The following is a 26,291-nucleotide window of genomic DNA, read 5'->3' as shown; positions in this document are numbered from 1 at the left end:
CCGATTCTGATACACTGCCGCGGATCCACCGCCGCGTGGTATTTACCATGAGGCGGCCTCCTCCATTCGATCCCAGCGCAAGGAAGGTGACTCATGCCGGCCGTCCGCTTGCTTCTCGTCGTGTTGTTGATCGTCGCTGCTAGCCATGTTGCCGCCGAGGACACCGGCGACTCCCGCCCTTCTATCATGGGCAACGTCGTCGGAGCCGATGGCCAGCCGCTGGCGGGGGTTCGCGTCGATGTGACGATTGCCGCCCCGAAGATCGGTCGGGGCATCTTCTGCCCCAGTTGCTATCTCGACTGCGGCAAAGTGGGCACCACCGACGACCAGGGGAATTTCGTGATCCCCGAAGTGGATCCGATGCTGAAGTTTCAACTGATGTGCACGCTTCCCGGACACGAAGCCTCGCAAACCCAACTGATCGACCCCGACGAAGGTCCCGTTGCGATCACACTGACGCCGCTGCCCGACGACATCGACCCCGCACGACTCGTCACCGGCATCGTGACGCACAACGGTTCGCCAATCGCCGGGGCGCTCGTGGATCCTCACGGCGCGAAGACGGCGGATAAGCATTGGTGGGGACGCATCGATGGCGTTACCTCCACGGTCTCCGACGCCGAGGGCCACTTCGCGATGCAGCTGCCAGAGGACTTCTTGGGAATCCATTTGCAAGTCCGAGCCGATGGCTACTGCGGCGAACAGCTCGATCTCGTTCCACCGGGGGGCGATCCCATAACGATTGAAATGCGAACCGGTGCCAGCGTTACGGGTCGCCTGACGCACGAGGGACAACCCGTCGCTGGCATGAGCATCGCCGTCGCCCAGTTGGATCGCGGCGTTTCCGACGACATCTTCATCGCGGCCGTGGGGGACGTGACCGACGACGATGGGCGTTTTGAGTTTCATTACTTACCTCCTGATCAGCGATACTGCATCTACTCGCTCGCCGGCGACGCAAAGCGAACCGAGAGTCCCTACGTACTAACGACCAAGACCTTCACCGCCCCCGCCACCGACCAGTCGCGCGACCTGGGCGAACTGGAAGTGGCCGAGCCCCGTTCGATTCGCGGCCGCGTGGTCCGTGTCGATGGAGAACCGCTGCCAGAGAACTTGCGGCTGTCGTTTGGTCGCGAGCCGGCTTGGGACCTAGTGAGTGCGAAAGTTGCCGACGATGGGTCGTTCGAAATGCAGGGCCTTCCGCCGGAAACGTACGAGATTCGCGTCGGCGATCGCAATCTTGTGGTGGCCGCGAAAGAGGTTCGGTACCAGATGCTCAGCGACTCCTCGTTCGGCATACGCGTTCGCGAGTCGCTCGACGATCTTGTAGTCCCCGTCCAAGCGAAGGGAGAATCCAAATGATCGCACCTCGACTTGCAGTATTCACATTGATCGCGGCTGGCCTGTGCGTGTCGCTCGCCGCGGCCAAATCCGCCGAACTCATGCCGGTGACCGTCACCTGCGAACCCGCCAGCGGAACGCCGGCGATCACCACCCGTGGCGTCATCACCGACGCCGCCGGCAAGCCACTCACCGGGGCCACGGTCGTGCTGCGAGCAAACCTTGGTGGAATCCAGTACGCCGGCGGCATGGAACACTGCCGCGACGTCCTCGCACGCACCACAACGAACCAACTGGGCGAGTTCGCACTGGAGAACATCGCCATTCCCCCAAGACTTGTCGAATCGATCGCGCAACTTCGTAAGGGCGAGCCGGGCGCGCAGGTGCTCGCGTGGGCCCCGGGCTTGGGTCTCGCTTGGCAAGACATCGATCAACTGGAGGACACCCAAGTCGAACTTCAACTGCAAAAGCAGGTCGAAGTAACCGGCGTGGCCGTCGACGCGGACGGAACCCCGATCGCCGACGGCGAGTTGAAGGTCAGCGGTTTCACCAAGTCCAAGGACAGCATGGATGGCTTCCTCCGAGCACCGGGCGACATGAATCTTATTCGTTCCGAGATTGAGTTTGCCGCCCCGATTCGTGACGGGGAATTCGCTCTTCCAAACCTTCCCGAGGACTATCGAGTTTCGGTTCGATTGCAGAGTCCCACCGGCCATCGCAGCTTCTTCGTCGTCGACACCGCCAAAGACGGTGCGGACGTCATGCGCACCACCTCCGGCGGGCGCGAAACGGTGGCCATCCATCGCTCGCCGATCCGTCTCACCGTTTCTCGCCAGCCGTACATCACGGCCAAAGTACTCGACGCCGACGGCAAACCTGTTGTACACGGTGGCCTTCAAGCCATAGACCCCGAGCAGCACTACGGCGGTTCGAGTGCGGTGAACTCCGAAGGCCTCGCCACGCTGATCGTCAACAAGCCGGGCGTGCATACTGTGTACTTCGGCAGCGATCCGCTGCACCCCGCGATCGGGTTCGCCCAGGAAATCGATATCCAGCCCGGCGACGGACAGGTCGTTGAATTTCGACTGCCCGCCTCGCGAAGCATCCAAGGTCGCGTCGTCGACAGCGACACGGGCGAACCCGTGCCGGGCGTCTACGTTGCGACGAGACATCAGAGCAAAGACAGTGTTGAAGACAAGAGCCTGCCTCGCGCAACAGGTTCGGCAGGCGTATCCGGAAAGGATGGACGCTTCGAGCTGCCAGTGACCGATGGTGAGTATACTTTCGCGATTCGCCATGAAGTTCATGGTTATCTCGCCCCGACGTTCTCGATGCTCCGTGGTACGGAGATCGAGGTCGAGTTCCCCACGGTCACCGTCGGTCCCGATAGCCCAACGGAAGAGGTGGTGCTGAAGCTCGGGCGTGGTCTTGTGGTGGAAGGGACCGTGGTCGACCAGCAGGGTACCCCTATCGCCGCAGCCCATGTCGTCGCGATGCAGCAAAGAGGTTATCACCAATGGGAGACCACCACGGATGAGGAAGGTCGCTACCGCGTCGCAGGAATTCCGCCGTTCGGCCCCATCATCATTTCGACTTGGTCCCAGGCTGGAGGCAGCGAGCAAGTCGTCCCCGCATCCGAAGATCAGCCGTGGAACGAAACGCTCACCAAGACCGTCGATCTCACGATCACTTCTGCCACGTCGCTCAAGGGACGCGTGGTTCAAGCAGGCGAGCCGGTGGCGGGGGTGAAGATCGAACTGCATCGTTCTCCTCCCGCCGTAGAAGGAGAAGAGGGAGTTCGTTTTCGATTGGCGGGCGAGACGAAATCCGACGCCGAGGGCAAGTTTCAATTCAACGGCCTTGAAAAAGGCGATCGCTACTATCTGACCATCGAGCCCCGAGCCGACGCCGAGGTCCGCGATTGGCAATACTCGATGCCTTACAGCCGCACGGTCGAAGTCGAGAATGGCAGCACCATCGAGCTCCCCGACGCCGAATTTAAACGCAATGGACAGACTCTCGCTGGAGTCGTGGTCGACCCCGATGGCAATCCTGTTGAGGGCATCACGGTGAGTGCACAACTGGCCTCGGGGCGCCATCTTCCAAGTCGCCAAAACGGAGCAAGCTCTTGGGTCACAACCGATGCCCACGGCCGATTTCGGTTGATTCAATTGCCCGACGAACCGCTGTCGCTCATGGCCTACAAGTCGAATCCCGCCGGTGGGACCATTCCGTATCCGGCCCGCGTCAAAACCGAGATGAACGATGATGCGATTCGCATCGTTCTCGACCCCACGCTCACGGAAGAACCCGAGGATCTCGACAAACCCGCGAACTAAGCCCCGCGATTCGCTCGCCATTTGACATGACCTATTTCCACACTGCTCGCACGTTCGTCTTGATTGCACCGAGCGGGGCGCCCCTCTAGAATCACGGCATCGGCTCTTCATTCCTGCATCGAGGAGGGTGGCGTGATGGCGGCGAGACTCGTTGGCTGCGTGTTGTTGGTGCTCGGGCTTCTGGCAACGTCTCTGGTTCAGGCGGAGGAGTCGAGCGAGCATTTGCTCTGCGGCACCGTGGTCGACGAGAACGACAAACCGGTCGCCGATGCGATGCTGGTTCTCTCGCTGCGACTTGGTCTGGGCGACGACGCTTGGAAGGTCGAAGGGACGACCAACGACCGGGGAGAATTCGAGCTCGCTGTTCCCACCAAGTGGTTGGAGCGAGGAGCGTTCTACGCCGATCGCACGCTGTGGGTACACGCTCCCAAGCTCGCGGTGGGGAGCGTCTGGGCCTACGAGCAATTGGACAAGGGAACCGGCGAACCGCTGCGAGTGAAGCTCGCGCCCGAGCAGCCCTGCAAGTTTAAAGTGACCAACGTGGCCGGTACGCCCATCGCGGAGTGTCGCGTGCGGCCTCATCATTGGCAATCGGGCCACATTCCGCCCGACGCCATTCTCGATCGCATCGCCGGCACTACGGATGCTTCGGGAGTTGCGACGGTTCATGGACTCACACCAAAGCTGGCGCGGAATTACGAAGTGCTGTCGCCATCGCTCGGCACGCAGGTGTTCGCCGTTGCCGCGGAGCAATTCACAGGCGACTTGCCCGTCCAACTCGCGATGCTCGACGCAGGAACTTTGGAGGGCCAACTGGAGTGCGACGATAAGTCGGCGGTCGCCAACACCCGAGTCAGCGTGTACACAACAGGTCACCACGGACCTGGTTCCGCTGAAGGAACGGGCGTGGGGACGACGGACAGCGAGGGCCGCTTCCGCATCGACCACTTGGCCGAAGGCCTCTATGCCTTGCACGCCCGAGTGCCCGAAGGAGCGACGCTCCGACCGCAGTTGCCCGACGAAGTGGTGATCCGCGCCAACGAAACGACCACTCTCAACGTGCCCTACTCGCCAACGGCGATCGTCCGCGGACAAGTGGTGGCGCGCGGAGCGGACAAACCGGTTGGCGGTGCGTTTGTAATAGTCAGTCATGGAACTTGGCGTCAAAGCGAAAGCGTGACAACCGATGAAGAAGGGAAGTTCGAAGCCCGGGTGCTGCCGGGTCGTGTTCGTCAGCAGTTGGTTTCGATGCCGAAGCAGTTCGAGTCGTGGATTCGTGTGCCCGGGTCTAACGAGATGGTAGAAGTTGCACTGGATTCGTCGCCGGTCGAGCTTCCGCCCCTCGAACTTCGCCAAGCACAGTTTGTGGAAGGCCAGTTGGTCGATGCCGAGGGCGAGCCTGTCGTCGAGGGGATAATTGGCGCGATGGATGGCGAGATGCAAGTTGGGTATGGTCGCACGGAAAAGGATGGCAAGTTCAAATTGCAGGTTGCGGAAAATCAGTCCATTACCAAGTTTGTACTATCGGTAGGAAGGATGTATCAGCTCCCTGCGGAAGTGGTTTCTGAAAGGCCGCTCGTCCTGCGGATGCCGGACGTAAATAAACTCGCGAACATCACGGAAACCAAATCCCCGACGCCCGAAGACAAACGTCGTCCGCCCAAATCGCCCGACCAGACGGAGTCGCAACTGATCGTTGCAAAGAACGTCCTCATCTTCGAAGGTCGCGCCATGGACTGGGCGCAGCTCGCCGAGGAGCTCGAAAAGCGAGCCGGCTCCAAGGGTGGCGACATTGGTTCGGTGGCGTACTCGCGGACGCACGCCGTGTATGACGATGAGTTGCGGACCGAGGAGGCGCGCAATTGGAGCAAGATGCTCACCGACATGACCACCGTTCCCGTTCAGGAGCAAGGGCTGATCCTGAACCAAGCCGCGGAGCGTTATGACTCGCTGCAGGTTGGCGATCCGTGGCCGCCGGGGGCGGAGAAGCCCGTGCGTGGTCGTGTGGTGGATGCCGACGGCAAGCCCGTGGCAGATGCTCAAGTGGTGTTGTTCATTCCCGCTCCTTCCAGTTCACGTTTTGGTGGTCATCAATCGATCTATCTGACGGAAGGCGAAATCCAAAGCCCCGAAGAGCACATCGTCAAACGAACGGACAAGGAGGGCAATTTCCAGTTCGACTTCCCCGCCACGCGAGCCAACGTTCTTGCCCTCGCCCCCGAGGGTTCGGCACTCGCCGCGGCGATGACCGACGGCAGTGATCTCCGCCTGGCACCGTGGTCGCGAGTGACCGCCGAGATCGTCCAGAACAAAAAGCTCGGGGAGATAACCGTGTCGCTCGACATCAACGTCACTCCCACCGGTGGTACGCCAGCGTACTTCCATCTCTCGATGGGTTCGCCGGGCGAGGCCAGCGCCAAGGCCGAACGCCTCGCGGTGCCTTCGGGAATGAAGGTCACCGCGCGACGGACGATTTGGAAGGAGCACGAAACCGGCGGCATGATGGGCGAGTCGCACCCTTTCCCCTTCGAGTTCACTACCGAACCGGGGAGGACGCATCATCTGAAGTTCGGCCCGATCCAGGAGTGACGGGTAGCGCCCGTCATCGATGCTTAGTCTTTCTTGACGCGACGCATGTCGCCCTTCATGAATTCGATCCACTTACCGTCTTCGCCCTGCATTTCGGAGCGGGCGATGATGTGGTCGGGGCCGTCGAATTCGTAGGAGTCACGGAACATGGCGGTTCCCTTGCCGGTCATGAAGTTCGGCCCCTCGGCTTCGAGCGAAATCTTGTTGCCCGACTTGTCGACCGAGCCCTTGTACTTCCACATAAGGCCCGTAATCGAGTCGACCCAGGTGCCGACGTAGGCTTTCTGCTCAGGGTCGTAGCCGATGGTCTGGACCGCGTCCATGTTCATGCCCCCCGCGTCGCCCTTCATCTCGCCGATCACCCAAAAGCCACCGAGCATGCGATAAGTAGCCGTGCCCGAGCACTCCATCTCTTCGCCCCCAGGCATGGCGGGTGCGTTGCTGCTGCTTTCCCATTCGCCAACGAACTTGGCGAGCCACTCGTGCTCCTTGGTTGGCTTAGGAAAATCTTGGGCCTGGACCGAAGGGATGGCGAGCGTGGCCACGAGACCCAAGGCGAGAAGCAGAGTACGTTGTTTGCGAGTGATCATGTGAGGTTCCCCGACTGTTGAAAAGTGAGTTAGTTGAAAAGTGAGTTAAAGGAGCATCGATTCGTTATATGCACGCGTGTCCACGCATTAGAACGTGCCCGCGGCTACTTTCAAGACACCTTGGGAAAGATTTTCGAAATTCTTTCCGCTGCCAGAGAGTAGCCGTTCGAGATGTCGCGATTTCGACAAGATTTCATTGGGTGCGACATTATTCTTTTCGCGGCCGTGGGTCCGATAGCCCCAAGTCGTTGCCCCCAGTGACTTTGCGACGAGGGCGGGAGAAGAGCGGGAAAAAATAAAGTCGCAGGGAGAAACCGCAGGTGCGACATTACGCGTTTTTGATGGGGTGGGAGGGGTTTGTAGTTAGTGGTTTTTGAGGAGTTTGCACGAGGGGCATCGACAGTTGGGGAGAGCCGGGAGGGAGTGATTTAGGGTTGTAGTTTAAGTACCTCGGGGAGGTGGTGGGAGTTTCAGGGGGAGGGAAAAAATTGGCGATACAACCGCACCCGGAATCGGCTCGCCATGTTGTTAAGTAAGTTGGAGGCGACGCGTCGAGCTGCCGGGACGGCCGCGGTTCTCGATTCGTGGCTTGCGGGTCCCGATGATTGAGTGATCGTAAGCAGCAGACTCCGGCCATTCTTGCCGACGAACGCCATCCAGCAGTCCGTCCTCCTTCGGCACCCCCGAGTCGTCTTGATAGTACTGCTTGAAAAAGTGAGGAACACCGGCAGAAACGCACTGGTTGTCGATGTCTCGAACCCAATCGAGTTCCATGAGGCGGCGAACGCCTTTTTTTGCACGCTCGCACCCAGTGATCACCCAATCGATATTTTGGAGATTCTGCCGGAGATCCAGCCTCTCGAGCAACGGTTCTGCCGAGATGAAACGGACGGCGGCCGGTACCGAACTCAGAACCTCTACCCGCTGGAGTGATTTTTTACATCCTGCCGTTACTCCTAGCCAAACGTTTGGATAGCCAGTCCCCCAATCCTCGGGCAGTCGTTCTAGAATTAGCTCGGGTCGCTTGGTAAGTATTAGCCAGTCCAGACTGGTGCAACCCCGAATAACTCTCCACGCGTCGGGTCGCCACTGATCAGCTTCGGGGTGGAAGAAGTCGGACATAGAGCATGTAAACACCCTGAATCGCTTACCTAGGCGATCGGCCTCCCTTTGCCATCGGGTCGGATTATTCCAGTTCTTGGTTCTCATCGGCCCGTGAAATGGTTCGTAACCGCCCCGGCGCATGATGCCCGCGATGTAGCAGTGACGGCACTCTTCACTGACTTTGTGACACCCCCACCAGAAGTTGTGCGTGTGATCCGTCCAGCCAATTTTTGAATCCTGGGCCATGCTCGATGTTCCTCATTTAAAAAAGCCGCATCCCTGGGCCACATACCCGCACGCTGGAATTATACTATCCGTACGTCCATACTGACTATAACAATTTTCGTCAGTTAAACGAGCACCATTGGACCGGCGGGACTGCTCGATTCAACTTACACAAGCTCAGGGGGAGTTTCCGTGGATTCGCAGTTTTTTGACCGAAAGCGTTTATGGTCTCGCTACAAGGACGCGATCCTGGAGTACTACCTTCATCCTTACATCCCCAAAGTATCACAACTTCGCAGGCAGGTGAGGATCGTTGACTGTATTGCCGGACGAGGTCGGTTTGGTGATGGGGAGCCTGGTTCTCCCGTCATCATAAGTGAAGCAATACGACATTGGCGAAATGACGGATGCCAAGTTGTGGGGGAATTCATCGAGGCTGATAAGAGTAACTTCGATGTACTGGCCGAGGTTTTGGTTTCTTCGAATGAGTTTGCAACGCTTAAGCATGGCCGATTTGAAGAGCACGTCCGGGATCTGGCTGATCGAGCAAAGACTGAGACGTTGTTTCTCTACCTTGATCCATACACAGTGAAGGCACTCGTCTATGATGACCTAAAGGCCGTCTACGAGGAAATTCAGCGTTCGCGGGCAAGCGTCGAAGTGTTGATGAACTTCAACGTGGCAACGTTCATGCGATGGGCTCTGGCAGCATTGAAACGCATAGATCCGCTGCCATCCGACGCGATAGGCGAAGAATCTGATTATCAAGCAGACGACCCAGAGGAACGCGTAGAGATTGCAATCCTAAACTCTATTGCCGGAGGTACCTACTGGAGAGGGATAGCCGATGATAACACGCTGTCATTTGCTGAGAAGCTAGATAGATTCATCACCGAATACACGCGGTTGATGCAAGCCTCGTTTAAGTACGTCTGCTACTATCCCGTTAAATCCAAGTACACGCATCAAACCCCCAAGTACATGCTTATCTTCGGAACGCGTAACGCAGATGGCCTTGAGTTGATGAATGAGGCGATGTGTAAAGCGAGGCTGGAGTTTCTCGAGTCGCAATTTCAAAGTGGCACGCTGTTTGATATGACTCCTGCGGCGGAAGTGGTCGACGCTCCGTGGCTGCGTAAGACCCTGCTGGAGATTGTAGAAGACCAAGGACTTATTCGAAGGAAAGATTTGCGAATCCAGTTCCTGAGTAGCTACTTCTGCAAATACAACACAAAACAGATCAACGGGGCGATTGCCGATCTGCTTCGGTCGGCTAAGCTCGAAAGCGCGACAGGCAAGACTCGAATAAATGATGAAACGGAACTGCGCATTCCTAGTTGACCCTACGCAAAATCATATGCGGCTTCCATTGCGGTCTCAGCTGCGCTCCGGCTAATAGCTCATCGCTCCTCGACCGCATTTAGGATGACATCCCAAACCCAGGGCGGCGCTTTGCTCGTTCCTCGCGGCGCTTGCCCTGGGCTGTCGTATTGCGCCCCTTCGGGGCTAGGCGTGACGCGGGAGGATGTGGTCATGGTTTAGGGGGAGGCGGTGGCGCTGGTGGTGCGAGGCGTTGGGGGGTGACGACTACCTAGGGTAGCCCCGCTGCTCGTGGACCTCGCATGGGGGCAACCCTAGGCTGACGGACGGAACCCCTTCGGGGTAAATGGACGCGGCCCCGTTGCGGTCTCGGTCGCGCTCCGGCTGATGGGGTATCGCTCCTCGACCGCATTTAGGATGACATCCCAAACCCAGGGTGGCGCTTTGCTCGTGCATCGCTTTGCTTGCCCTGGGCTGTCGTATTGGACCCCTATGGGGCTGGTTCTCCTTTCGCTTGATCTGAACTTCGTCGGGTCGGTAAACTGTGGCGAAGTGCTGTGGGTTCTTTTCTCGTTGGGGGTGCTACGGTGTCGATTGCCTTTTGTATGGTGCCGCTCGCGGGTGGGGCGAAGTTGTCGCGGTCGAAGCTCGCCGCGCACTTTGCGACTTGGGACAACGTGATGGGGGAGCCCGAGATTGAGAAGAAGGATGGGTCGCTGGCGTTCGATCACGACGGCTACTTCGTGGTGATCGGACTGATGCCGGCGCCCATTCCGCGGGGCGATCTCGAAGGGCCGATCTCGACGAGTTATTTGTGGCCTGAGTCGCGAAGCGAGCTGACGACGATGAAGGGGCACTTGATCGTCACGGTTGGCCAATCTGGTGACGACTCGGGACCGATTGAGGTTCGAAAGCTTCTGACGCAGGTCACGGCGTCGGTGCTCGCCACGACCGAGGGGTCGCTCGGCGTGTACTGGGGAGACGCGGGGATGCTGATTCGTCGCGAATTGTTCGTCGACATGGCGAAAGGCATGCTGCCCCACGAGACCCCCTTCCTGTTGTGGGTCGATTTCCGCGTGGGGCCGGTGGATCACGACAGCGGGCTATCGTTCGGCTTTACCCAAGGGCTCCATAAGCTCGGACCGATGGAATTGATCACCGAAAACGCGACCGATCCGCCGGGCGACCTTCGCGAACGGCTGATGAGCATTGCGGACTACCTGATCACGAATGGCCCCGTGATTGAAGATGGTCACACGGTGGGCGAAGACGCGAACGAACGCATCACGGTGATCTTCGGTCCTTCTCCATTTGGGCACGAAGGGCAAGTGATGCGGCTGGATTATTCGAGTAAGAAAAAGAAGAGGGGTTGGTTTGGGCGGGGGTAGGCGGTGAAGTTGTTAGCCACGGATGGGCACGGATGAAACACGGATGCGAGACATGAGGAGAAAGCAATTTCAAAACCGGGGGCTAGCGCCCTGCGGCTGATGGTTCAGTAGGCCCATACCCTCGTTAGTAGCTCGACGAGTTGTCCGCGCGAATCTAGTTGAATCCGTGTCGTCCGCGTCCTATTCGTTCCGTGGGCTAAGCGAATTGCGAGTTGCGTACGCTGCTAGGGTTTGTCCGACGAGGCGTAGCTCGTCGGCTATTAGAGAAGCGAGCTCGTCTTCTTAGATGGCCGCATTACTCTGCTTGGGGAGTGACTTCTGTCTTCTTCGCTTGCCAGGGCCAGCGGCCTTCGAGTTCGACTTCGAGGGCCATGCTCAGGAACGTTCGAATGAGGACGATGAGGCCAAGGATCAGCACGCCTTGCAGGGTCGGCGTGACGGCGACCGTGCGGATGATGTCGGCGGCGACCAGGAACTCGAGCCCAAGCAAAATCCCGCGGCCCAGGTCGAGGCGGAGTTGGCGGTAGCCGTTGGGCGAACGCCAGCCGAGCATGGCGTAACGCGTCACCGCGACGATCAGGCCGACGAGGATCACCACGACGCCAGCCGCGTCGATGGTCATGCCAACGGTTTCGACGACGTCCTTGAAGGTTGGCATCATGAGTGCGGGTGGGTTGGAGGGCTGGAGAATGCAACTCTGCGAGGGGCCATCGGGCTCTCCAGAGCCCTCCCACAGTGGTTCTATATTGGAGGGCGGTAAAGTGTAGCTCGCACTGGGGCGGGCGCGAGGGGCAATTTTTTGCTGGGGAATTGCGCGATTTCAAGGCGGATTCGGCACAGATGGATGCCGTGAAGCGCCGGATCGGCGCGGAGCTTGATCGCGGCCTACGTGCGCGCGGCCTACGGATAACGCGCTACAAGATGGCGGTGATCAACTCGCCGTGGACGTCGGTGAGGCGCATGTCGCGGCCGCCGAAGCGGTAGGTGAGCTTCGTGTGGTCGATGCCGAGTTGGTGGAGCATCGTGGCGTGCAGGTCGTGAATGGTGACGCGGCCGTCGACCACGCGGTAGCCGAAGTCGTCGGTCGCGCCGTAGATGGTGCCACCACGCACGCCGCCCCCCGCCATCCAGACGGTGTAGCCAAACGGGTTGTGGTCGCGACCTTCGGTGCCTTGCGCGAACGGCGTGCGGCCGAACTCGCCGGCCCAGACCACCAGCGTGTCGTCGAGCATGCCACGGGCGTCGAGGTCCTGGAGGAGCGCGCCGATCGGTTGGTCGGTGGCCAGCGCGTTCTTCGAATGGTTCTCGACCAAGTTGCTGTGGGCGTCCCAGCGATCGCAGCCATCGATGTTGGGGCAGGTCATCTCGATGAACCGCACACCACGTTCGATGAGTCGGCGAGCGAGCAAGCACTCGCGTGCGAAAACGCGAGTGGCTTCGAACGGATGGTCGACGCCGTAGAGCCTCTGAATGTACTCGGGCTCGTCGTCGATCGAGGCGACGTCGGGCACCGCGAGCTGCATGCGGTAGGCGAGTTCGTAGTTGGAGATCGCGCTCTCGATGGCGTCGTCGTGGGCGTAGCGCTCGGCGACACCGGCATCGAGCGAAGCCAGTAGCGAACGCATCTTGTGGGTTCGCTCGGGGGAGATGCCCGCGGGGCCGTCGAGGTTGGCAACTGGGAGCGCCTGCGGCTTGAACATCGTCGCTTGGTGTAGCGCAGGAAGGAACCCGGCGGCGAAGTTGTCGGCACCACCACTCGGAACAAGACCGCCGTTGAGGACGACGAATGTGGGGAGTTCGTTCGATTCGCAGCCCAGCCCGTAGCTGAGCCACGCCCCCATGCTGGGCCGGCCGGCTTGGCCGAAGCCGGTGTGGAGAAAGTAGTTGGCCGTGTTGTGCTCGGAGAAGTCGCTGACGACGCCGCGCATGACGGCGAGCTTGTCGGCGTTGCGTCCGATGTGGGGAAACAAATCGCTGACTTCGAGGCCGCACTCGCCGTATCGGCGGAACTTCCAGGGCGAGGCGAGCGTGGTGCCGACGTTGTCGAACTGCGTCGGTTCGATCTTCGCGTTAAAAGGCTGGCCATCGTAGCGAGCGAGTGCGGGCTTGGGGTCGAAGCTATCGACCTGCGACACGCCGCCGTCCATGTAGAGGAAGATGACGCTCTTGGCCTTCGCGCGGTAACCGGGTGACTGCGGCGCGGTGGCCTGGGCGAGGCCAGCCAGGGCGACGCTGCCAAATCCACAGGCGCAGCGGGCGAGCATCTCGCGGCGTGTGAGCGGACGACTTTGAAAGCGGTTGCAATGCATAGGGAAAGACTCGGAGTATCTGATGAACTTGTGGGAGACCTCTCCGAGGTCGATGTCTCTGGGAATCGGGCTCGGAGAGCCCTCCCACCGTTTTGTGTGTCTGTTACTTGAGGTAGACGAACTCTTTGCTGTTCACGAGCGCCAGACACAAGTCTTGCCACGCCTGTTGACGACTCGCGCCGGCGGTAGTTCGCTCGTTGAGGAAGGCGAGCAATTGCTGCTGTTCGGTATCCGTGGCGGGGCGCGTGAACGCAGCGAGGTAGGCTCGTTCGATTGCCTCGCTATCGTCTGCGAACTCGCCAGTGAGCTTGGTCGACCACACGGCGATCAGTTGATGCACTAGCGGATCGTTGAGCAGCATCAAAGGCTGGGCGGCCGAGTTGCTTTGGTTGCGCACGCCCACGGTGGTGAACGGCGCGGGCTTGTCGAACGCGGCGAGGAAATGGTTGAACGCGTTGCGGCGGACCTCGACGTAAACGCTCCGCCGGCGATCGCCGTCCATCGGACCGCTCCACTCGGGGCTGCGATTGTGGCGCATGAAGTCGGTGATGTGGATCGGCACGCTTCGGCCGTAGGACGTGGCGTTGAGTTCGCCGGTGATGGCGAGCAACGAGTCGCGAATCGCCTCGGCGGGGATGCGACGCACGCGGCCTTTGTGCAACAGGTGGTTCGCGGGGTCGGCCGTTTCGACGAGCTTGGCGTCGACCGACGCCCTGCGCACGGTCGACTGCGCGTAAGTGCTGGAGAGTACCAACCGGCGGATCATTTGTTTGGTGTCCCAACCATTGGCGACGAACTCACTCGCCAAGTAGTCGAGCAACTCGGGGTGCGTTGGCGGCTGACCGAGCACGCCGAGGTTGTCGACCGTGGCGACGATGCCGCGCCCCATGAGGTGCGACCACAATCGATTGACCATCACGCGGGCGACCAGCGGATTGGATGGATCGACCAATCGCTGGGCGAGTTCCATCCGACCACTGCCAACGCCGGTGGGCTGGTGGCCGCCGAGTGCCGACAGGTTGCGTCGGGGCGTGGGCTCGGGGGCAAGCCGCTTGTGGCTGCCTCGCAGGTGGACATACTCGTTCTCGCTGGTGCCATCCATCAAGGCGAGGGCGAACTCGGGCGTGGGGATTTGCGATTCGAGCGCCTGCCGCTGTTCGACGTAAGTGGCGTGGAGCTTGGCGAGTTCGGCGCGGTGCTCCGCGCTGGCCGGGGGTAAGTAGTTGTCGTTCGCCACGAGCCAGTTCACTCGCACGGCGTCGCAAGCGGATGCATTGCCACTCGCGATGGCGTCGAGGGCGTGAAGGAACACTTGCACTGCGTCGCGGAGCGGCGCCGATGCGTCGGGCGCTGCGGTCGAGACGGGGAACACCTCGACCGGCGCGGCAGGGGTGTCTTGCGGGCACTCGTCCGAGCACCACACGCCGGCGAGTTCGAACTCGCCGGTGGGCTTGAAGTCGACGTGCACGCGATGCTCCGCGTAGTCGCTCACGTCGTGGGCGAACCACTGCCACTCACCGGGCGACTCGATGGTTTGCTGGCAAATCTCGTGCAGCGGGCCGGCGACCGTACGGTGCGAGTCGACATCAAGGAACACCCGCGCCGAGCCGCGATAGCGATACCACATCGTCTTGCCGGTGACCTTAACCGTGCGCGTGCGATAGAGACCGGTGAGGGCGGAGCTGGTCGAGCGATTACTCGCAGCGGTGCGTTCGGCGATGGTGAAGAGCGGGCCCTCGGCCTTGTCGCTGAGTACGATGCTGCCAAGTGCAAGCGGCCGCGGGCCGTAGGCCACGCCGCTGGTGAGCCAGTCGTCGCGAGAGGGTTCGCCTTGCGAGAAATCGACGACCACCGCCCCTTCGGCGGCCTGCGGCGTGGTGCTGCCGCGAAGCTTTGAGCCATGAATGATCGGGTCGACGTTCGCAGGCTGCGGCGTTTGGCCTTCGCTGAGCATTTGCCCAAGGCGCTCGCGGGTCGCGGCGGCGTACTTGGCGAAGAGCTCTCGCCCGGCGGTGTCGTTGAGGTTTGCAAGCTTCCCGGAAAGCTCGGATTGCTTCACTGGATCCGCGACGTCAGCAACCTGATAGCTGCTGCTCTGAAGGAATCCGCACAGAGCGTAGTAATCGTCGGCGGAGATGGCGTCGAACTTGTGATCGTGACACCGTGCACAGGCCACGGTCATGCCGAGCAACGTCTTGCCGAACACGTCGATCTGATTGTCGATGCGATCGGACTCCTCGCCACGAATGTCGACGGGGGCGTGCGTTGCTTCGCCCAGGTGCCACCAACCGGTGGCTTGGATCGATTGGTTGGTTCGCGTGTCGGGATCGATACGGGGCGCGGGCATCAGGTCGCCAGCGATGTGCTCGATGACCAGTTGGTCGTACGGCACGTTGGCGTTGAAAGCGCGAATGATGTAGTCGCGGTACCGCCACGCGAACGGAATGTCGTAGTCCTGCTCGTGCCCTTTGCTTTCGGCGTAGCGGACGAGGTCGAGCCAGTGCTGCCCCCAGTGCTCGCCGAACGCCTGGCTTGCAAGCAGTCGATCGACCACTCGCTCGCGAGCTTCTGGCGACTCGTCGGCTTCGAAGGCCTTGAGTTCTTCGGTGGTCGGGGGCAAGCCCGTGAGGTCGAACGTTACGCGGCGGAGCCACGTTGCGCGGTCGGTCGTAGAAGCCGGTGCGAGGCCCGCGGCTTCGAGCTTCGCCAGGACGAAGCGATCGGCGTCGTCGCGAGGCCAGTCGGTTTGCTTGACTTCTGGAACCGCGGGGCGAGTCACTGGTTGCCACGCCCAGTGCGACGCGCGACGAGCTTCGAGGTCGAACTCTTTCACGCCACCATTGGCTGAGGAGCTTTCCTCGGGGCCGGCGGCTCCCGCGGCGATCCACTTTCGCAGCAGCTCGATCTCGCGCTCAGGAAGCTTACCGCGCGGCGGCATCTGCAAATCGGGATCGTCGTACAGGATGGCCTTGACCAGCAGGCTGGCGTCGGGATCGTCGACATTCACTACCGGTCCGCTGTCGCCACCTTCCATCCAGCCGGTGCGATGGTCGAGTCGAAGGTTCGCCGCGTCGGCCCCGGTTTCGGCGTCGTGGCATTCGTAGCAACGATTGACCAAGATGGGCCGAATCTCGCGCTCGAAGAATTCCAGCGACGCCGCATCGTCCGCGTAAGAACGATGGCTACAGAAGAACGTCGCGACGATCGCGATGAGCAGCAAACAACGCACGGCGGGACCCTCGGAACGTGGGCGGCATCGAGGCAGGCCCACTGGTTATAACCGCGCTGTGTCGCAAACACCAAGCTTTCTCTTGCGAAAAAGATTTGCCGCAAGAGATTGGTTTTTACGATACCACACGCGGCATCCGAGGAACACTTGACGTTTTTGCGCACGGCCTACGCCGCGGGCGCTACCACAGTAGCTCTAAACCGCCCGAACCAACGTGCAGCACCTGATGTTCGTTGGCCTGGAGGTCGTAGCCGGCGAACCAGCGAGCGTGGCTATTGGCCTGCAGGTTCAGGCCACCGCCGAACAGCACCCAGTCGCGTCCCAGGTCGACACCCCGCACGGCAAACGCGCCGCTGGTGCCAGCGAAGCTCGAGCTGATCACCTGGTTGGTATCGAGGAACTCGTGCATCCACGCCGTACGCAGTTCGGGCGTGAGCACCTGCCCGCTGCGAGTGGTGCGAGCCGATGCGATTCGTCCACCAAGCAAGCTGCGAAGCGAGTGCGCGTCGACGTCACCCACGTTGAGATTGAGTGGGCCCGCGCCCCCTTCTACGAGATCACCCTGGCCGATGTAGACGTATTGCAGCGCCCCGTAAGGTTGCACTTGCCAGCCGTAGTAGTCGATGGAGCGACCGCGTTCGAGGTAGGTATTGGCTTGCCAGCCGTCGACGTTGCCCTCGGCCGTCGCGGTGGCTCCTTGTGTAATCGAGCGGCGCACTTCGGCCCCGTTGTAGCCCGCGCCGGCGAGTGCGATCCAGTAGTCGCAACCATCGAAACCAACGAGCTGGCCACCGAAGTGGTAGTTCTCGAGCGTGGCGGTTTCGTTGAGCGTGTTGCCCTCGATCTGGCCCCACGACAGGTTGCCCCAGTAGCCGCCCGACCAATCGCGAGCGATGGGCCGATCAACGGCGAACTGCGTACCACCCAGCCCGAAGTGGAAACCATCGGCGTTGCCATCGCCTTGCGCTTCGCCCCCAAGCCCATAGCCCGAGATCCATCCACGCGTTGCGGGTGTGCACTGCGAAGTGCGAACCACGTAGTCCGACTCCTCGTAGCTCACCAGCTGGTACTTCGTGAACGGCGAGGTCTCGGTGTAGCCAGAGCTCGCGCTCGGATCGTTCGGCGTCATCTGCGCCCGGCAACGACCGGCGAGCTGTGACATGTAGTAGGAAGTCTGCTGCAAGTTGGCCGTGGCGATGGAGCCGTAAACCGCGCCGCCGTACTGATTGAGCGCGAGTTGCACCTGCTGGTTGGTCATCAACTCGAGGTTGTTGATGATCGGCTGGAACCCTGTTGGCGGGCTGGAGCTGAAAGAATCGATGAACGCGCCGACCGCTTTCTCGTTGGGCGTGTTGCCGATCGATTCGAAATCGGCGGCCGCGGCGACCAGCGTGAAGTACACCACGTCTTCGCCAAAGGCACCCCAGCCGTAGGCGTATCCTAATTCTGCATCGAAGAACGCAAGGTCGTCGGTGATGCTGTCGAAGGTGCCATTGAGTCCGTTGGCCATTAAAAACGTGTACTGGGTGCCGACCGTGTAGGTGCCTGGAGCGGAGACGACGTCGACATTACCGGCAAGGTTGGCCGCGCCGCCGACGTACAGCAGGTCGCTATTGCCAGCGGCGTCGATCTCGACCTCCATGGTGGCGGAGCTCGATTGTTGGTAGTTGCCATTCACCGACAGGGCACCGATCGAATTGCCCGGTGCGACGCGGCCGTTGTTGATCAAGCTGCTGATGGTGCCGGTACCACCCACGGTGCCATTGGTGCCTGCGGTGACTTGGCTGGCGGAGACGCTATTGATGACTAACCGCCCCGCGTCGACCGAGGTGGCCCCGGTGTAGCTGTTGTTGGCGTTGAGGATCAAGGTGCCGGTGCCCGTCTTCTGCAAACCACCCGCGCCGGAGATCTGATCGGCATAGGTCACGCTGTTGGTGCCGGTGACTTGGACGTTCGCGTTGACGCCCGTGTGCAGGTAGATGCCCGCGCCAGCGGTGGTGCCAGCGGTGCCGTTGCCACTGCTTCCCGCTCCGCCTGCACCTGCGGCAACGGAACTATTCGCGAGTTGCGAATTGATGATGGTCAGTGTGCCACCTTGGCGGACGAATACCGCGCCGCCGTAGCCATTGCCGCCAGAGCCACCTCGGCCATCTGCACCACCGCTGCCGGCACCAAATCCGCCGGTGCCACCGGGCACAGTCGACGAACTGCTACCACCACCGCCACCGCCAAACCCACCGTCGCCACCATCTCCCTGGCTAAAATCACCTAGACTGGCGCCACCGCCACCGCCAAAATCACCACCATTGCCCCCGGCAGCATTGCCTGAACTGCCAATGCCGCCACCGCCACCGCCACCATATAGTCCGCCGTTGCCGCCAGCGCCGCCCGCGGTGTTGCTGATTCCGAAATTAGAGCCACGCGAGCCACCGCCACCGCCACCACCACCGACCCCGCCATTGCCACCATCGCCGCCATCGCCTCCTTCGCCGATGTCGGAATTGAATCCGCCAACCCCACCACCGCCACCTCCACCAAGCAGGGGTGATTGACCGTCGCCACCATCCCCTGCGGGGGCAGAAGTGTTACTGGATGTCCCCGATGCTCCACCTGCTGCCCCGGAACTTCCATTACCGCCGGCGCTGCCTGCGTTGCCACCGTTCGTTTCGCCACCGCCACCGGCACCGCCATTGGACGCTGCGCCACCGTTGCCCGTGATGCCACCGCCGCCGCCGCCGCCGTTGCTACCGTTGGAGCCGTTACCGAATAAGCCGCCGCCGCCACCACCGCCGTTGGAACCACTACCGCCGTTGGCGCTAAAGCCGCCACCACCGCCGCCGCCGTTGGCCGTTCCTCCGTTACCGCCGTTGCCACCCTCGGCCTCGTTGCTGTCCATATCAACGTTGTCGAGTGTGACATTGGCACCCGTGTTGACGAACAGTGCACCACCTGCCCCTAAACCGCCGCCCGCTCCACCACTACCACTGCCACCTTGGCCACCTTGGGCAAGGCCATTCTCGAGCGTCAGGTTACTAATCGAAGTAGTGCCACCCGCGATGAAAAAAATGGAGCCCTGCGACTGAGCATCCACGGCGTTGTTGTTGCCCGTGATCGTGATCGTCTGCCCCGTGCCCATGATCGCGGGCAAGTCGGACACGAGGGTCACGGTACCAAGGCCCCCTGTGAACGTGATCGAGTGGCTACCTGCGCCGGCGACATTCAGATCGAGAATCGCCTGACGAAGCGAACCCGCGCCGCTATCCGACGTGTTCGTCACGGCGAAGTCGGCCGCTCGCGCACTTCCCACCAGCATCGACGCGGAAACGCACGTGGCGACCATCGTCGCGCGTGAGACGCGAGCAAGCCAACGAAAAATAACAACGTCGAGCGTACTCATCATGATCGTCCTTGATCAAGGAGCACCGATTCTAAGCGGATACCGCAGTCAGCGACCTCGTTGCACCGACATCCTTGGTGCAACGCCACAAGTGCTAGCAGTCGCCTACTCGATCCGCATTCGAGACGGGCAGAAACGGGGGAACAACCGGCGCGAGGCCGATCTTCCACGCCTATCGCACGAACAGCTGGAGTGAATGCAGTTTTGTGCATTCAGACCACACAGCTTGCGCAACAGGACATCGACCGAAGGCGAAACTTCGGCAGTCCACACGCCCGAAGCCCTGCGCAAACTGCGTCCTATAAGCACTCGTTCCACCAACTGGACTGCTAGCGGAACGGCATGCGCGGATTACGCCATTGCCGTTTCAGCACCGAGCGCGACGGCCCACACGCTTGCGCGGTCGTTGCGACCGATGCGCGCGAGGAACTCGTGCGACAGGCCCGACGATTCGCCAAGCGGATCCTTCTGCTGCGTGAGAAACGCCTCGGCGGCGTGCACCGCGGCTAGTGGTGTCCAGCGATCGTGCGTCGACAAGAACGGACGATGATGCCACACGATGGCCTCGACGATCGGCGCAGGAAGTCCCCACAAACCGAGGAGGTACGCGCCAAGGTCGGCGTGGTTCGCTTGGAACTCGGCGAGTTCTAGCTCGTCGAGCGGTGTGCCTGACTCGTGGGCGTGCTGGCGCATTTGGTCGTACTGCGCGGTGAAATTCTTCGCCAGCACCAATTGCCCCAGGTCGTGCAGCATGCCGGCCATGAACGCGTTGTCGCAGTCTTCGGGCGAAGCACCTTCGAGCTGCGCCAGGCACCGCGCGGCGAGCGCTACTTCGGCGCTGTGGTCCATCAAGTAATTGAGCGAGTAGTCGCCGAGTGACTTGGGCGAAAACTGCTCGAACAGCCCGCTCGACAACACCAGCGGTTTCACGATGTTCAGCCCGAGTAGCGCCGTGGCATGCGACACGTCGGTCACATGCACGGGGAGGCCGAAGTAGCTGGAGTTCACAAGCTTCAAGATCTTCGCCGAGATCGTCACGTCGCGACGAATCAAATCGCCCGCTCGCGCGAGGCTCGCGTAGGGGCTTTCCAACTCGACGAGCAACGCGGAGTACGTATCCGGTAGCGTGGGGAGCGTGTCGAGTCGCCCCACCAGCTCGCGAATGTTCTGGCTATCAAGATGGTAGCGCAGCGCGAACGTGTCGTTAATGATCATCTCTAGCAAATCGACATCGCACGGCTTGGCAAGATGCTGGTGCGCGATGCCCGTCGACTCCACGGCTTGCACCCGATCGCCGCGACGCGACATCAGCATGCGAATCGCTTGCGGCGAGTGCTTCTGCGCTGCACGCAACACGTCGGCACCGGAAATGTCCGCGACGTTCAAATCGCACACCACCACGTCGAACGGTTGACTCGACAACTTGCGCAGGGCCTCGGCACCACTCGATGCGAAGTGCATCGACCACTCCTGGCGAAACTTGCGAAGCGACTTCTCGAGCAGGGCCAACTCTTCGGGTTGATCGTCGACAAACAAGATCTCAATCATGGCAACGTTCGTTCGCTCGGGGGTTCGCAGGGATTGCCGGAACCAGCGGTTCCTGCCGCGAGAGTTCAACTCCGCATTCGTGCGGAGACTAAGGACGAGTGTCGATCGAAAAGCGTGGGGTGCGATTGGGTCTCGTAGGCAGCGCTGCTACCAAGCTGGTCGCGCACCCTCTACAAGTGTAGGTCACAAAACCTCGCGAAAACGCCCCTAAAAACAGGCCATTCGCCGGGCTTGCGCAATCGGCGCAAACGGCACGCCATGTGCTTTTCTAAGCGTAGAATCACTGCGCTTTTCCGCTAAGAAGTACTCGGCGGCCCTCCTGCGCAATTTTCACTCCTGCACTCCGAGAAAGGAGCGAACCATGTTTCGCAAAGCACTGCTCGCCGCGGCGGTGGTCGTCGCCACTTCGCTCGCCATGACCCCCGACAACGCCGAGGCCCGACGTTACTATCGTGGTTATCGAGCTCCCGCACGCTACAGCGTTGGATATGGTCCGCGCTACTACGCCCCTCAGCGCTATTACTCACCGCGTTTCTACAGCTCGCGATACTACGGTCCTAGCTACGGCCGGGGTTACTATCGCGGCTACGGCGGCGGTGGTGTCAGCATCGGAGGCCCTGGTGGCCTTTACATTGGGTGGTAACTGCAACGGCTGGTAGTTTCTTACGATGCGTTAAGCTTACAACTCTGTAACTTTCCAAAGCCCCGAGCACACGTGCCCGGGGCTTTTTTCGTGACAACTCCGTAAGCCATGCGAAGTGAGTGTGCCTTCGAGCGTAGAGTATCCGTAGAGTAATTATGTCTTCGATGCTTGTGGCGAGGCATTGATCGCATTCACTCGTCGCACCGCCTTGGAAGCGATGATGCGATCCCACCGGTTTGCATTTTCATTGAAAGGGAGCAAACATGTTTCGTAAGGCGCTTGTTGTGGTCGCGTTGGTGGCTGTGTCGATGATTGCCATGACCCCAGGTCAGGCTGACGCACGGTACGTGAGCTACCAGCACCACCACTCGAACGTTCACCAAGGCTTCGGCAAGGGATTCCTCTCGCCCTGGTACGGCGGCCCCTCGGCTCATAGCCATGGGCATCGTACGAGTTACTTCAGTCGGTAGCGAACAGCAGAAGTCCCCCTCTCTGTTCCGAATAGCCCCCGAGTCAGGGTTGACTCGGGGCTATTTTTTGTTGAGGGGGATCGAATCGCTGTTCGAGAGAAAGTGTGCGTTGCCACGAAGAGGCCAATAGCCCCGCCCAAGCCTGGGCGGGGTGAGGGATCACTCAAAAGCATCCTTGGGCAATCTGGCGAAGCCATACATCGTGCCCGCCGAATACTCAGCGGCCCACAGACTCAACAGCCCGCCGCTCGCCAACGAAGTGACGACGAGCGCTGCGAGCAGGAACTCGGCAGAGTACTCGGGCATGGAGGATGAAGCTGCGGTAGTAGGAAGTGACGATTAGTTGTGGCGGCAAGTTCGTAGTAGGACAATTCGTTCGGCGGGGTGCGAATCTTGGGGACCTGATGCGGAATCGGACCCCGCCCAGGCTTGGGCGGGGCTACTCTGCACTTTGACTGGGGGTCCGCAAATTGGTGGGCGTTTGGAGCACCGCTCACTGCGGGTATATAATGGAGTGCCCCCCTGCCCCGCCCTTCGCGAGTCCTCCGTTGCGTCTTCCCATCCGTTATCAGTACATGGTGCCGCTGGTGACGGTGGCCATCGTGAGCCTGGCGGCCATCTCGGCCGTGCACGCGTGGCTCACGACTGCACGGACACGCGAGCGGGTCGAGCGACAGCTTCAGGGGGTCGCCGCGGTGCTTGTCGATAGTGGGTTTCCGCTGACGCCCAAGGTGCTCGATCAGATGAGCGAGCTCGCCGGTGCCGAGTTTGTGCTCGCGAGCGACTCGGGCGAATGGCTTTCGTCGAGCCTTTCCGCTGAGCAAAAGATTGAGTGGCCCCAACTGGCCGAAGTAGCCGACGACGCCGACGAAGTGACACTCGGCCCCATGCTCATTGTCGCAGATCGTCCTTACTACTATTCGAGCCTCGAACTCGCTGACCGACGCGGTGGCAGCGCGCCGCAAGTGCTCCACATGCTCTTTCCGCAGGACGAGTTCAACACGGCGTGGCGGGCCATGTTCCTGCCGCCGCTGGCGATTGGTGCCGTGGCGATTGCGGCGGTGATGCTGGCGACGGGACTCGTCACGGCGCGGATCAATCGCGTGCTCAGCCGCTTGGGTCGCGAAGTGCAGCGGCTGGCCGACGGCGACTTCTCGGCCGTCGAAGTCCCCAAAGTGAACGACGAGACCCGCGATCTCGCGGTCGCCGTCAACCAAACCGCCACGCGCCTCGCCGAATACGAGGCCGAGACTCGGCGGACCGAACAAATGCGGACGCTCGCCATCCTGGGGTCGGGCCTCGCGCACGAAATGCGAAACGCGGCGACCGGTTGCCGAATGGCGATCGACCTGCACAGCGAAGAATGCCACGCCAGTACCAACGCCGCGAACGATGGCGACGACAGCCTCGACATGGCGCGGCGGCAACTGAAGCTCATGGAACGTCGGCTGCAGAAGTTCCTCCGGCTTGGCAAGGAAACCAGCGGTGACCACCCCGCCGACATCGACCTGGCGGAACTCGTTGGCGAACTAGTGGCACTGGTGCAGCCTTCGGCTTTCCACTCCGGCATCCATTTTGACTGGCAATCGCCGTCCGTGCCAACGATCGTTCACGCCGATGCGGAATTACTAAGCCAGGCAGTGATGAACTTGCTGCTCAACGCCGTGGACGCCGCGGCCAAGCGGGCGGCGACCACTTCGTCCTCTGGCACGGTACGTGCTACTCTCTCGCGCGAGGGGGAACTCGTGGCCCTTACCATCGCCGATTCAGGCGACGGCCCGCCACGGGCAATCTCCAAAACACTGTTTGAGCCGTTCGTGTCCGACAAGCCCGAAGGGGTTGGACTAGGGCTGGCGGTCGCGCGGCAAGTGGCGGATGCTTGCGGCGGGTCGCTGGAGTGGACACGCGAAGCCGACGAAACACGATTCACGTTACGCCTGCCGGCGGTTAAAGAGGTAATGGTTCATGTCTAAGGTGCTGGTGGTCGACGACGAACAAGCCATCTGTTGGGGTATTACCAAGGTCGCCACCAACCTGGGGCACGAAGTGCAAGGTGCCGCGTCGGCCGAGGAAGGACTTCGCCTTGCCGCCACGTTCCAGCCCGACCTCATCGTGCTCGACGTTCGCCTGCCCGGCATCGATGGCATCACGGCGGTCGAGCAGTTCCGCGCCACGGCGGGCGATGTTCCGATCATCATCATCACGGCGTTCGGCGACATGGAAACCGCCGTCCGCGCGGTGCGCAGCGGCGCGTTCGAGTACCTGCTCAAGCCGTTCGACGTGGCCGACATTCGCGCGGCGATAGTCCGTGCGCTTCGCGAGACGCCCACCCTCGCGCCCATCATCACGCCCACGAGCGACCCCCTGCAACTGGTTGGCCACACGCCGGTGATGCAGGAGCTGTTCAAGAAAATCGCCCTCGTCGCGGCCACGGACACCAGCGTGTTGGTCGAAGGCGAAAGCGGTTCGGGCAAGGAACTGGTCGCCCGCGCCATCCACCAGCACAGCGCTTCGGCCGAGCGTCCGTTCGTCGCGGTGAACGTCGCCGCATTGAGCCCCACGCTCGCAGAATCCGAGCTTTTCGGCCACGTCGCCGGCGCCTACACTGGTGCGCAGCGTGCGCGGGATGGGTTGCTAGTGCAGGCCAATGGCGGGACGTTGTTCCTCGACGAAGTCGCCGACATCCCACTCCCGGTGCAAGTGAAATTGCTCCGCGCCGTGGAGCAAGGCGAAGTGCTGCCCGTTGGTTCCGATACACCCGTGAAGTCTCGCTTCCGCATCATCGGCGCTTCGCATCGCAACCTGAAAGAGCGAGTGCATGCCGGCGAGTTCCGCCACGACTTGTACTTCCGGCTGTGCGCGTTCGAGATCGTTATTCCGCCGCTGCGTGATCGCGCCGAAGACATTCCGCTATTGGTGCATCACTTCGCGTCACGGCTCGCAGGCAGTCCGCGGGCGTTTGCCGAGGAGACGCTCGCCGAGCTCCAACGTCGGCCGTGGCATGGAAACGTCCGCGAACTTCGTAACGCCATCGAGCACGCGCAAGTCGTCGCCCGTTCGGGCGTCGTGATGCCCGAGCACCTGCCGCCACCGCAGCCCTCGTTCCATGGCCCAGGCACCGCCGGGGGCAGCCATCAACAGCAACTCTCCGAGGCCTCCTACGCGCGGGCCGAAGAACTTCTGAGCGATCCCGACGCCACGGGGCAGGTCTACAGCCGACTGCTAGCGGAGGTCGAACGACCTCTGCTGGTCCGGGCGATGAAACGTTTCTCGAACGAGTACGCCCCCGCAGCCCGCGCGCTGGGACTGCACCGGACGACGCTCAAGAAGAAGCTCGACGACTATCATTTGGGCGAGTAACAACCTCGCAGCGAATGATCTTAGCGGCGCTCGCCAACCGTCGTTCCATTCGACACGCGTGTCGGTTCCTTCGACATGCGACCTGCTTCTCGCGGTGTCCACCGCATGAATTCAGGGCCAAAATTCTTCTGCGGCGTTTGGCACGGCATTTCCTATTGCATCTCCCATGCTCTGCTGGCGACGCACATTCCGGTGGCTGTCGCTCGCTCATTGGCTTGCAGGGGTCTGGGAGGCCTGACATAAACCCAGGCCCCTGTCAGCCTTATCTTCTGCCTAGCTGGCAGACGGCCGACGATCGGGTACGTTGCCGAGCGAATAGTTCGTCCTCAATCGCCCGTTAAAGCTTTGCGAAACTCCCGCAAAAGCGGTGTAAGTAATTGCGAGGGCGCTGGATTACTGGTAGGCTGGTGGCACCTGGAAGCCCCCCAATGTGGGGTGG

At 61.2% G+C, this 26,291-nt stretch carries 18 protein-coding genes; 10 read left to right on the top strand and 8 right to left on the bottom strand.

Annotated features, from left to right (window positions below):
• The first annotated feature begins 93 nt into the window (after positions 1-93).
• The 3 genes from SH292x_RS00960 (at position 94) to SH292x_RS00950 (ending at position 6,269) form a co-directional block, all read left to right on the top strand.
• Positions 94-1,362 (top strand): hypothetical protein, encoded by a 1,269-nt coding sequence (locus SH292x_RS00960; RefSeq protein ID WP_442483700.1) that lies wholly within the window; start codon positions 94-96, stop codon positions 1,360-1,362.
• Positions 1,359-3,680 carry a carboxypeptidase regulatory-like domain-containing protein gene (locus tag SH292x_RS00955; RefSeq protein WP_442483699.1) on the top strand — a complete coding sequence of 774 codons (2,322 nt, stop codon included), beginning with the start codon at positions 1,359-1,361 and terminating at the stop codon, positions 3,678-3,680. Before SH292x_RS00960 ends, SH292x_RS00955 begins: the two co-directional genes overlap by 4 nt.
• Positions 3,681-3,815: 135 nt before the next feature.
• On the top strand, positions 3,816-6,269 hold the full coding sequence (locus SH292x_RS00950; RefSeq protein ID WP_442483698.1) for a hypothetical protein: 2,454 nt from the start codon (positions 3,816-3,818) through the stop codon (positions 6,267-6,269).
• A gap of 23 nt (positions 6,270-6,292) precedes the next feature.
• Here the strand turns inward: SH292x_RS00950 and SH292x_RS00945 are convergent, their stop codons facing one another.
• Both SH292x_RS00945 and SH292x_RS00940 read right to left on the bottom strand, forming a co-directional pair.
• Positions 6,293-6,859 carry a DUF1579 domain-containing protein gene (locus SH292x_RS00945; RefSeq protein WP_442483697.1) on the bottom strand — a complete coding sequence of 189 codons (567 nt, stop codon included), beginning with the start codon at positions 6,857-6,859 and terminating at the stop codon, positions 6,293-6,295.
• 528 nt (positions 6,860-7,387) lie between these two features.
• The gene (locus SH292x_RS00940) at positions 7,388-8,209 is read right to left on the bottom strand and encodes a DUF5131 family protein (protein WP_442483696.1); all 822 of its coding nucleotides are present in this window, start codon (positions 8,207-8,209) and stop codon (positions 7,388-7,390) included.
• A 171-nt stretch (positions 8,210-8,380) separates the two neighbouring features.
• Between SH292x_RS00940 and tcmP the strand changes: the two genes are divergently transcribed.
• Together tcmP and SH292x_RS00930 are read left to right on the top strand one after the other, a co-directional pair.
• The gene (gene tcmP / locus SH292x_RS00935; RefSeq protein WP_442483695.1) at positions 8,381-9,529 is read left to right on the top strand and encodes a three-Cys-motif partner protein TcmP; all 1,149 of its coding nucleotides are present in this window, start codon (positions 8,381-8,383) and stop codon (positions 9,527-9,529) included.
• Positions 9,530-10,095: 566 nt separating this feature from the next.
• A complete protein-coding gene (locus tag SH292x_RS00930) occupies positions 10,096-10,896 on the top strand; it encodes a DUF4261 domain-containing protein (RefSeq protein ID WP_442483694.1) in 801 nt (266 codons plus the stop codon).
• Positions 10,897-11,191: 295 nt separating this feature from the next.
• Here the strand turns inward: SH292x_RS00930 and SH292x_RS00925 are convergent, their stop codons facing one another.
• The 4 genes from SH292x_RS00925 to SH292x_RS00910 form a co-directional block, all read right to left on the bottom strand.
• Positions 11,192-11,557, bottom strand: a complete 366-nt coding sequence (locus SH292x_RS00925) for a DUF1622 domain-containing protein (protein ID WP_442483693.1) — start codon at positions 11,555-11,557, stop codon at positions 11,192-11,194.
• A 253-nt stretch (positions 11,558-11,810) separates the two neighbouring features.
• Complete coding sequence (locus tag SH292x_RS00920; RefSeq protein ID WP_442483692.1) at positions 11,811-13,205, bottom strand: DUF1501 domain-containing protein; 1,395 nt, start codon at positions 13,203-13,205, stop codon at positions 11,811-11,813.
• Positions 13,206-13,308: 103 nt separating this feature from the next.
• On the bottom strand, positions 13,309-16,434 hold the full coding sequence (locus SH292x_RS00915) for a PSD1 and planctomycete cytochrome C domain-containing protein (protein WP_442483691.1): 3,126 nt from the start codon (positions 16,432-16,434) through the stop codon (positions 13,309-13,311).
• A 181-nt stretch (positions 16,435-16,615) separates the two neighbouring features.
• The gene (locus SH292x_RS00910) at positions 16,616-19,834 is read right to left on the bottom strand and encodes an autotransporter domain-containing protein (protein WP_442483690.1); all 3,219 of its coding nucleotides are present in this window, start codon (positions 19,832-19,834) and stop codon (positions 16,616-16,618) included.
• On the opposite strand from SH292x_RS00910, the gene SH292x_RS00905 reads away from it, so the two are divergent.
• On the top strand, positions 19,833-20,027 hold the full coding sequence (locus tag SH292x_RS00905) for a hypothetical protein (RefSeq protein ID WP_442483689.1): 195 nt from the start codon (positions 19,833-19,835) through the stop codon (positions 20,025-20,027). The genes SH292x_RS00910 and SH292x_RS00905 overlap by 2 nt on opposite strands.
• A gap of 155 nt (positions 20,028-20,182) precedes the next feature.
• Here the strand turns inward: SH292x_RS00905 and SH292x_RS00900 are convergent, their stop codons facing one another.
• The gene (locus SH292x_RS00900) at positions 20,183-21,379 is read right to left on the bottom strand and encodes an HDOD domain-containing protein (RefSeq protein WP_442483688.1); all 1,197 of its coding nucleotides are present in this window, start codon (positions 21,377-21,379) and stop codon (positions 20,183-20,185) included.
• A gap of 361 nt (positions 21,380-21,740) precedes the next feature.
• Here SH292x_RS00900 and SH292x_RS00895 point away from each other — a divergent pair, with 361 nt between their 5' ends.
• Both SH292x_RS00895 and SH292x_RS00890 read left to right on the top strand, forming a co-directional pair.
• On the top strand, positions 21,741-22,022 hold the full coding sequence (locus tag SH292x_RS00895) for a hypothetical protein (protein WP_442483687.1): 282 nt from the start codon (positions 21,741-21,743) through the stop codon (positions 22,020-22,022).
• 263 nt (positions 22,023-22,285) lie between these two features.
• Positions 22,286-22,492 carry a hypothetical protein gene (locus tag SH292x_RS00890; protein WP_442483686.1) on the top strand — a complete coding sequence of 69 codons (207 nt, stop codon included), beginning with the start codon at positions 22,286-22,288 and terminating at the stop codon, positions 22,490-22,492.
• 159 nt (positions 22,493-22,651) lie between these two features.
• On the opposite strand, the gene SH292x_RS00885 is transcribed toward SH292x_RS00890, so the two are convergent.
• Positions 22,652-22,798: a hypothetical protein gene (locus SH292x_RS00885; protein ID WP_442483685.1), complete on the bottom strand. Its 147-nt coding sequence runs from the start codon at positions 22,796-22,798 to the stop codon at positions 22,652-22,654.
• Between the two features lie 242 nt (positions 22,799-23,040).
• Between SH292x_RS00885 and SH292x_RS00880 the strand changes: the two genes are divergently transcribed.
• Both SH292x_RS00880 and SH292x_RS00875 read left to right on the top strand, forming a co-directional pair.
• Entirely contained in the window at positions 23,041-24,465 is a 1,425-nt protein-coding gene (locus SH292x_RS00880) for an ATP-binding protein (RefSeq protein ID WP_442483684.1), read from the top strand.
• Positions 24,458-25,852, top strand: coding sequence for a sigma-54-dependent transcriptional regulator (locus tag SH292x_RS00875; RefSeq protein WP_442483683.1), 1,395 nt, complete (start codon positions 24,458-24,460; stop codon positions 25,850-25,852). The genes SH292x_RS00880 and SH292x_RS00875 overlap by 8 nt, the downstream gene beginning before the upstream one ends.
• The last annotated feature ends 439 nt before the right edge of the window (positions 25,853-26,291 follow it).

The organism is Aeoliella fuhlenseeensis (genome assembly GCF_052161615.1).
GTDB lineage: Bacteria > Planctomycetota > Planctomycetia > Pirellulales > Lacipirellulaceae > Aeoliella.
This window is presented reverse-complemented; position numbering and strand designations above follow the sequence as displayed.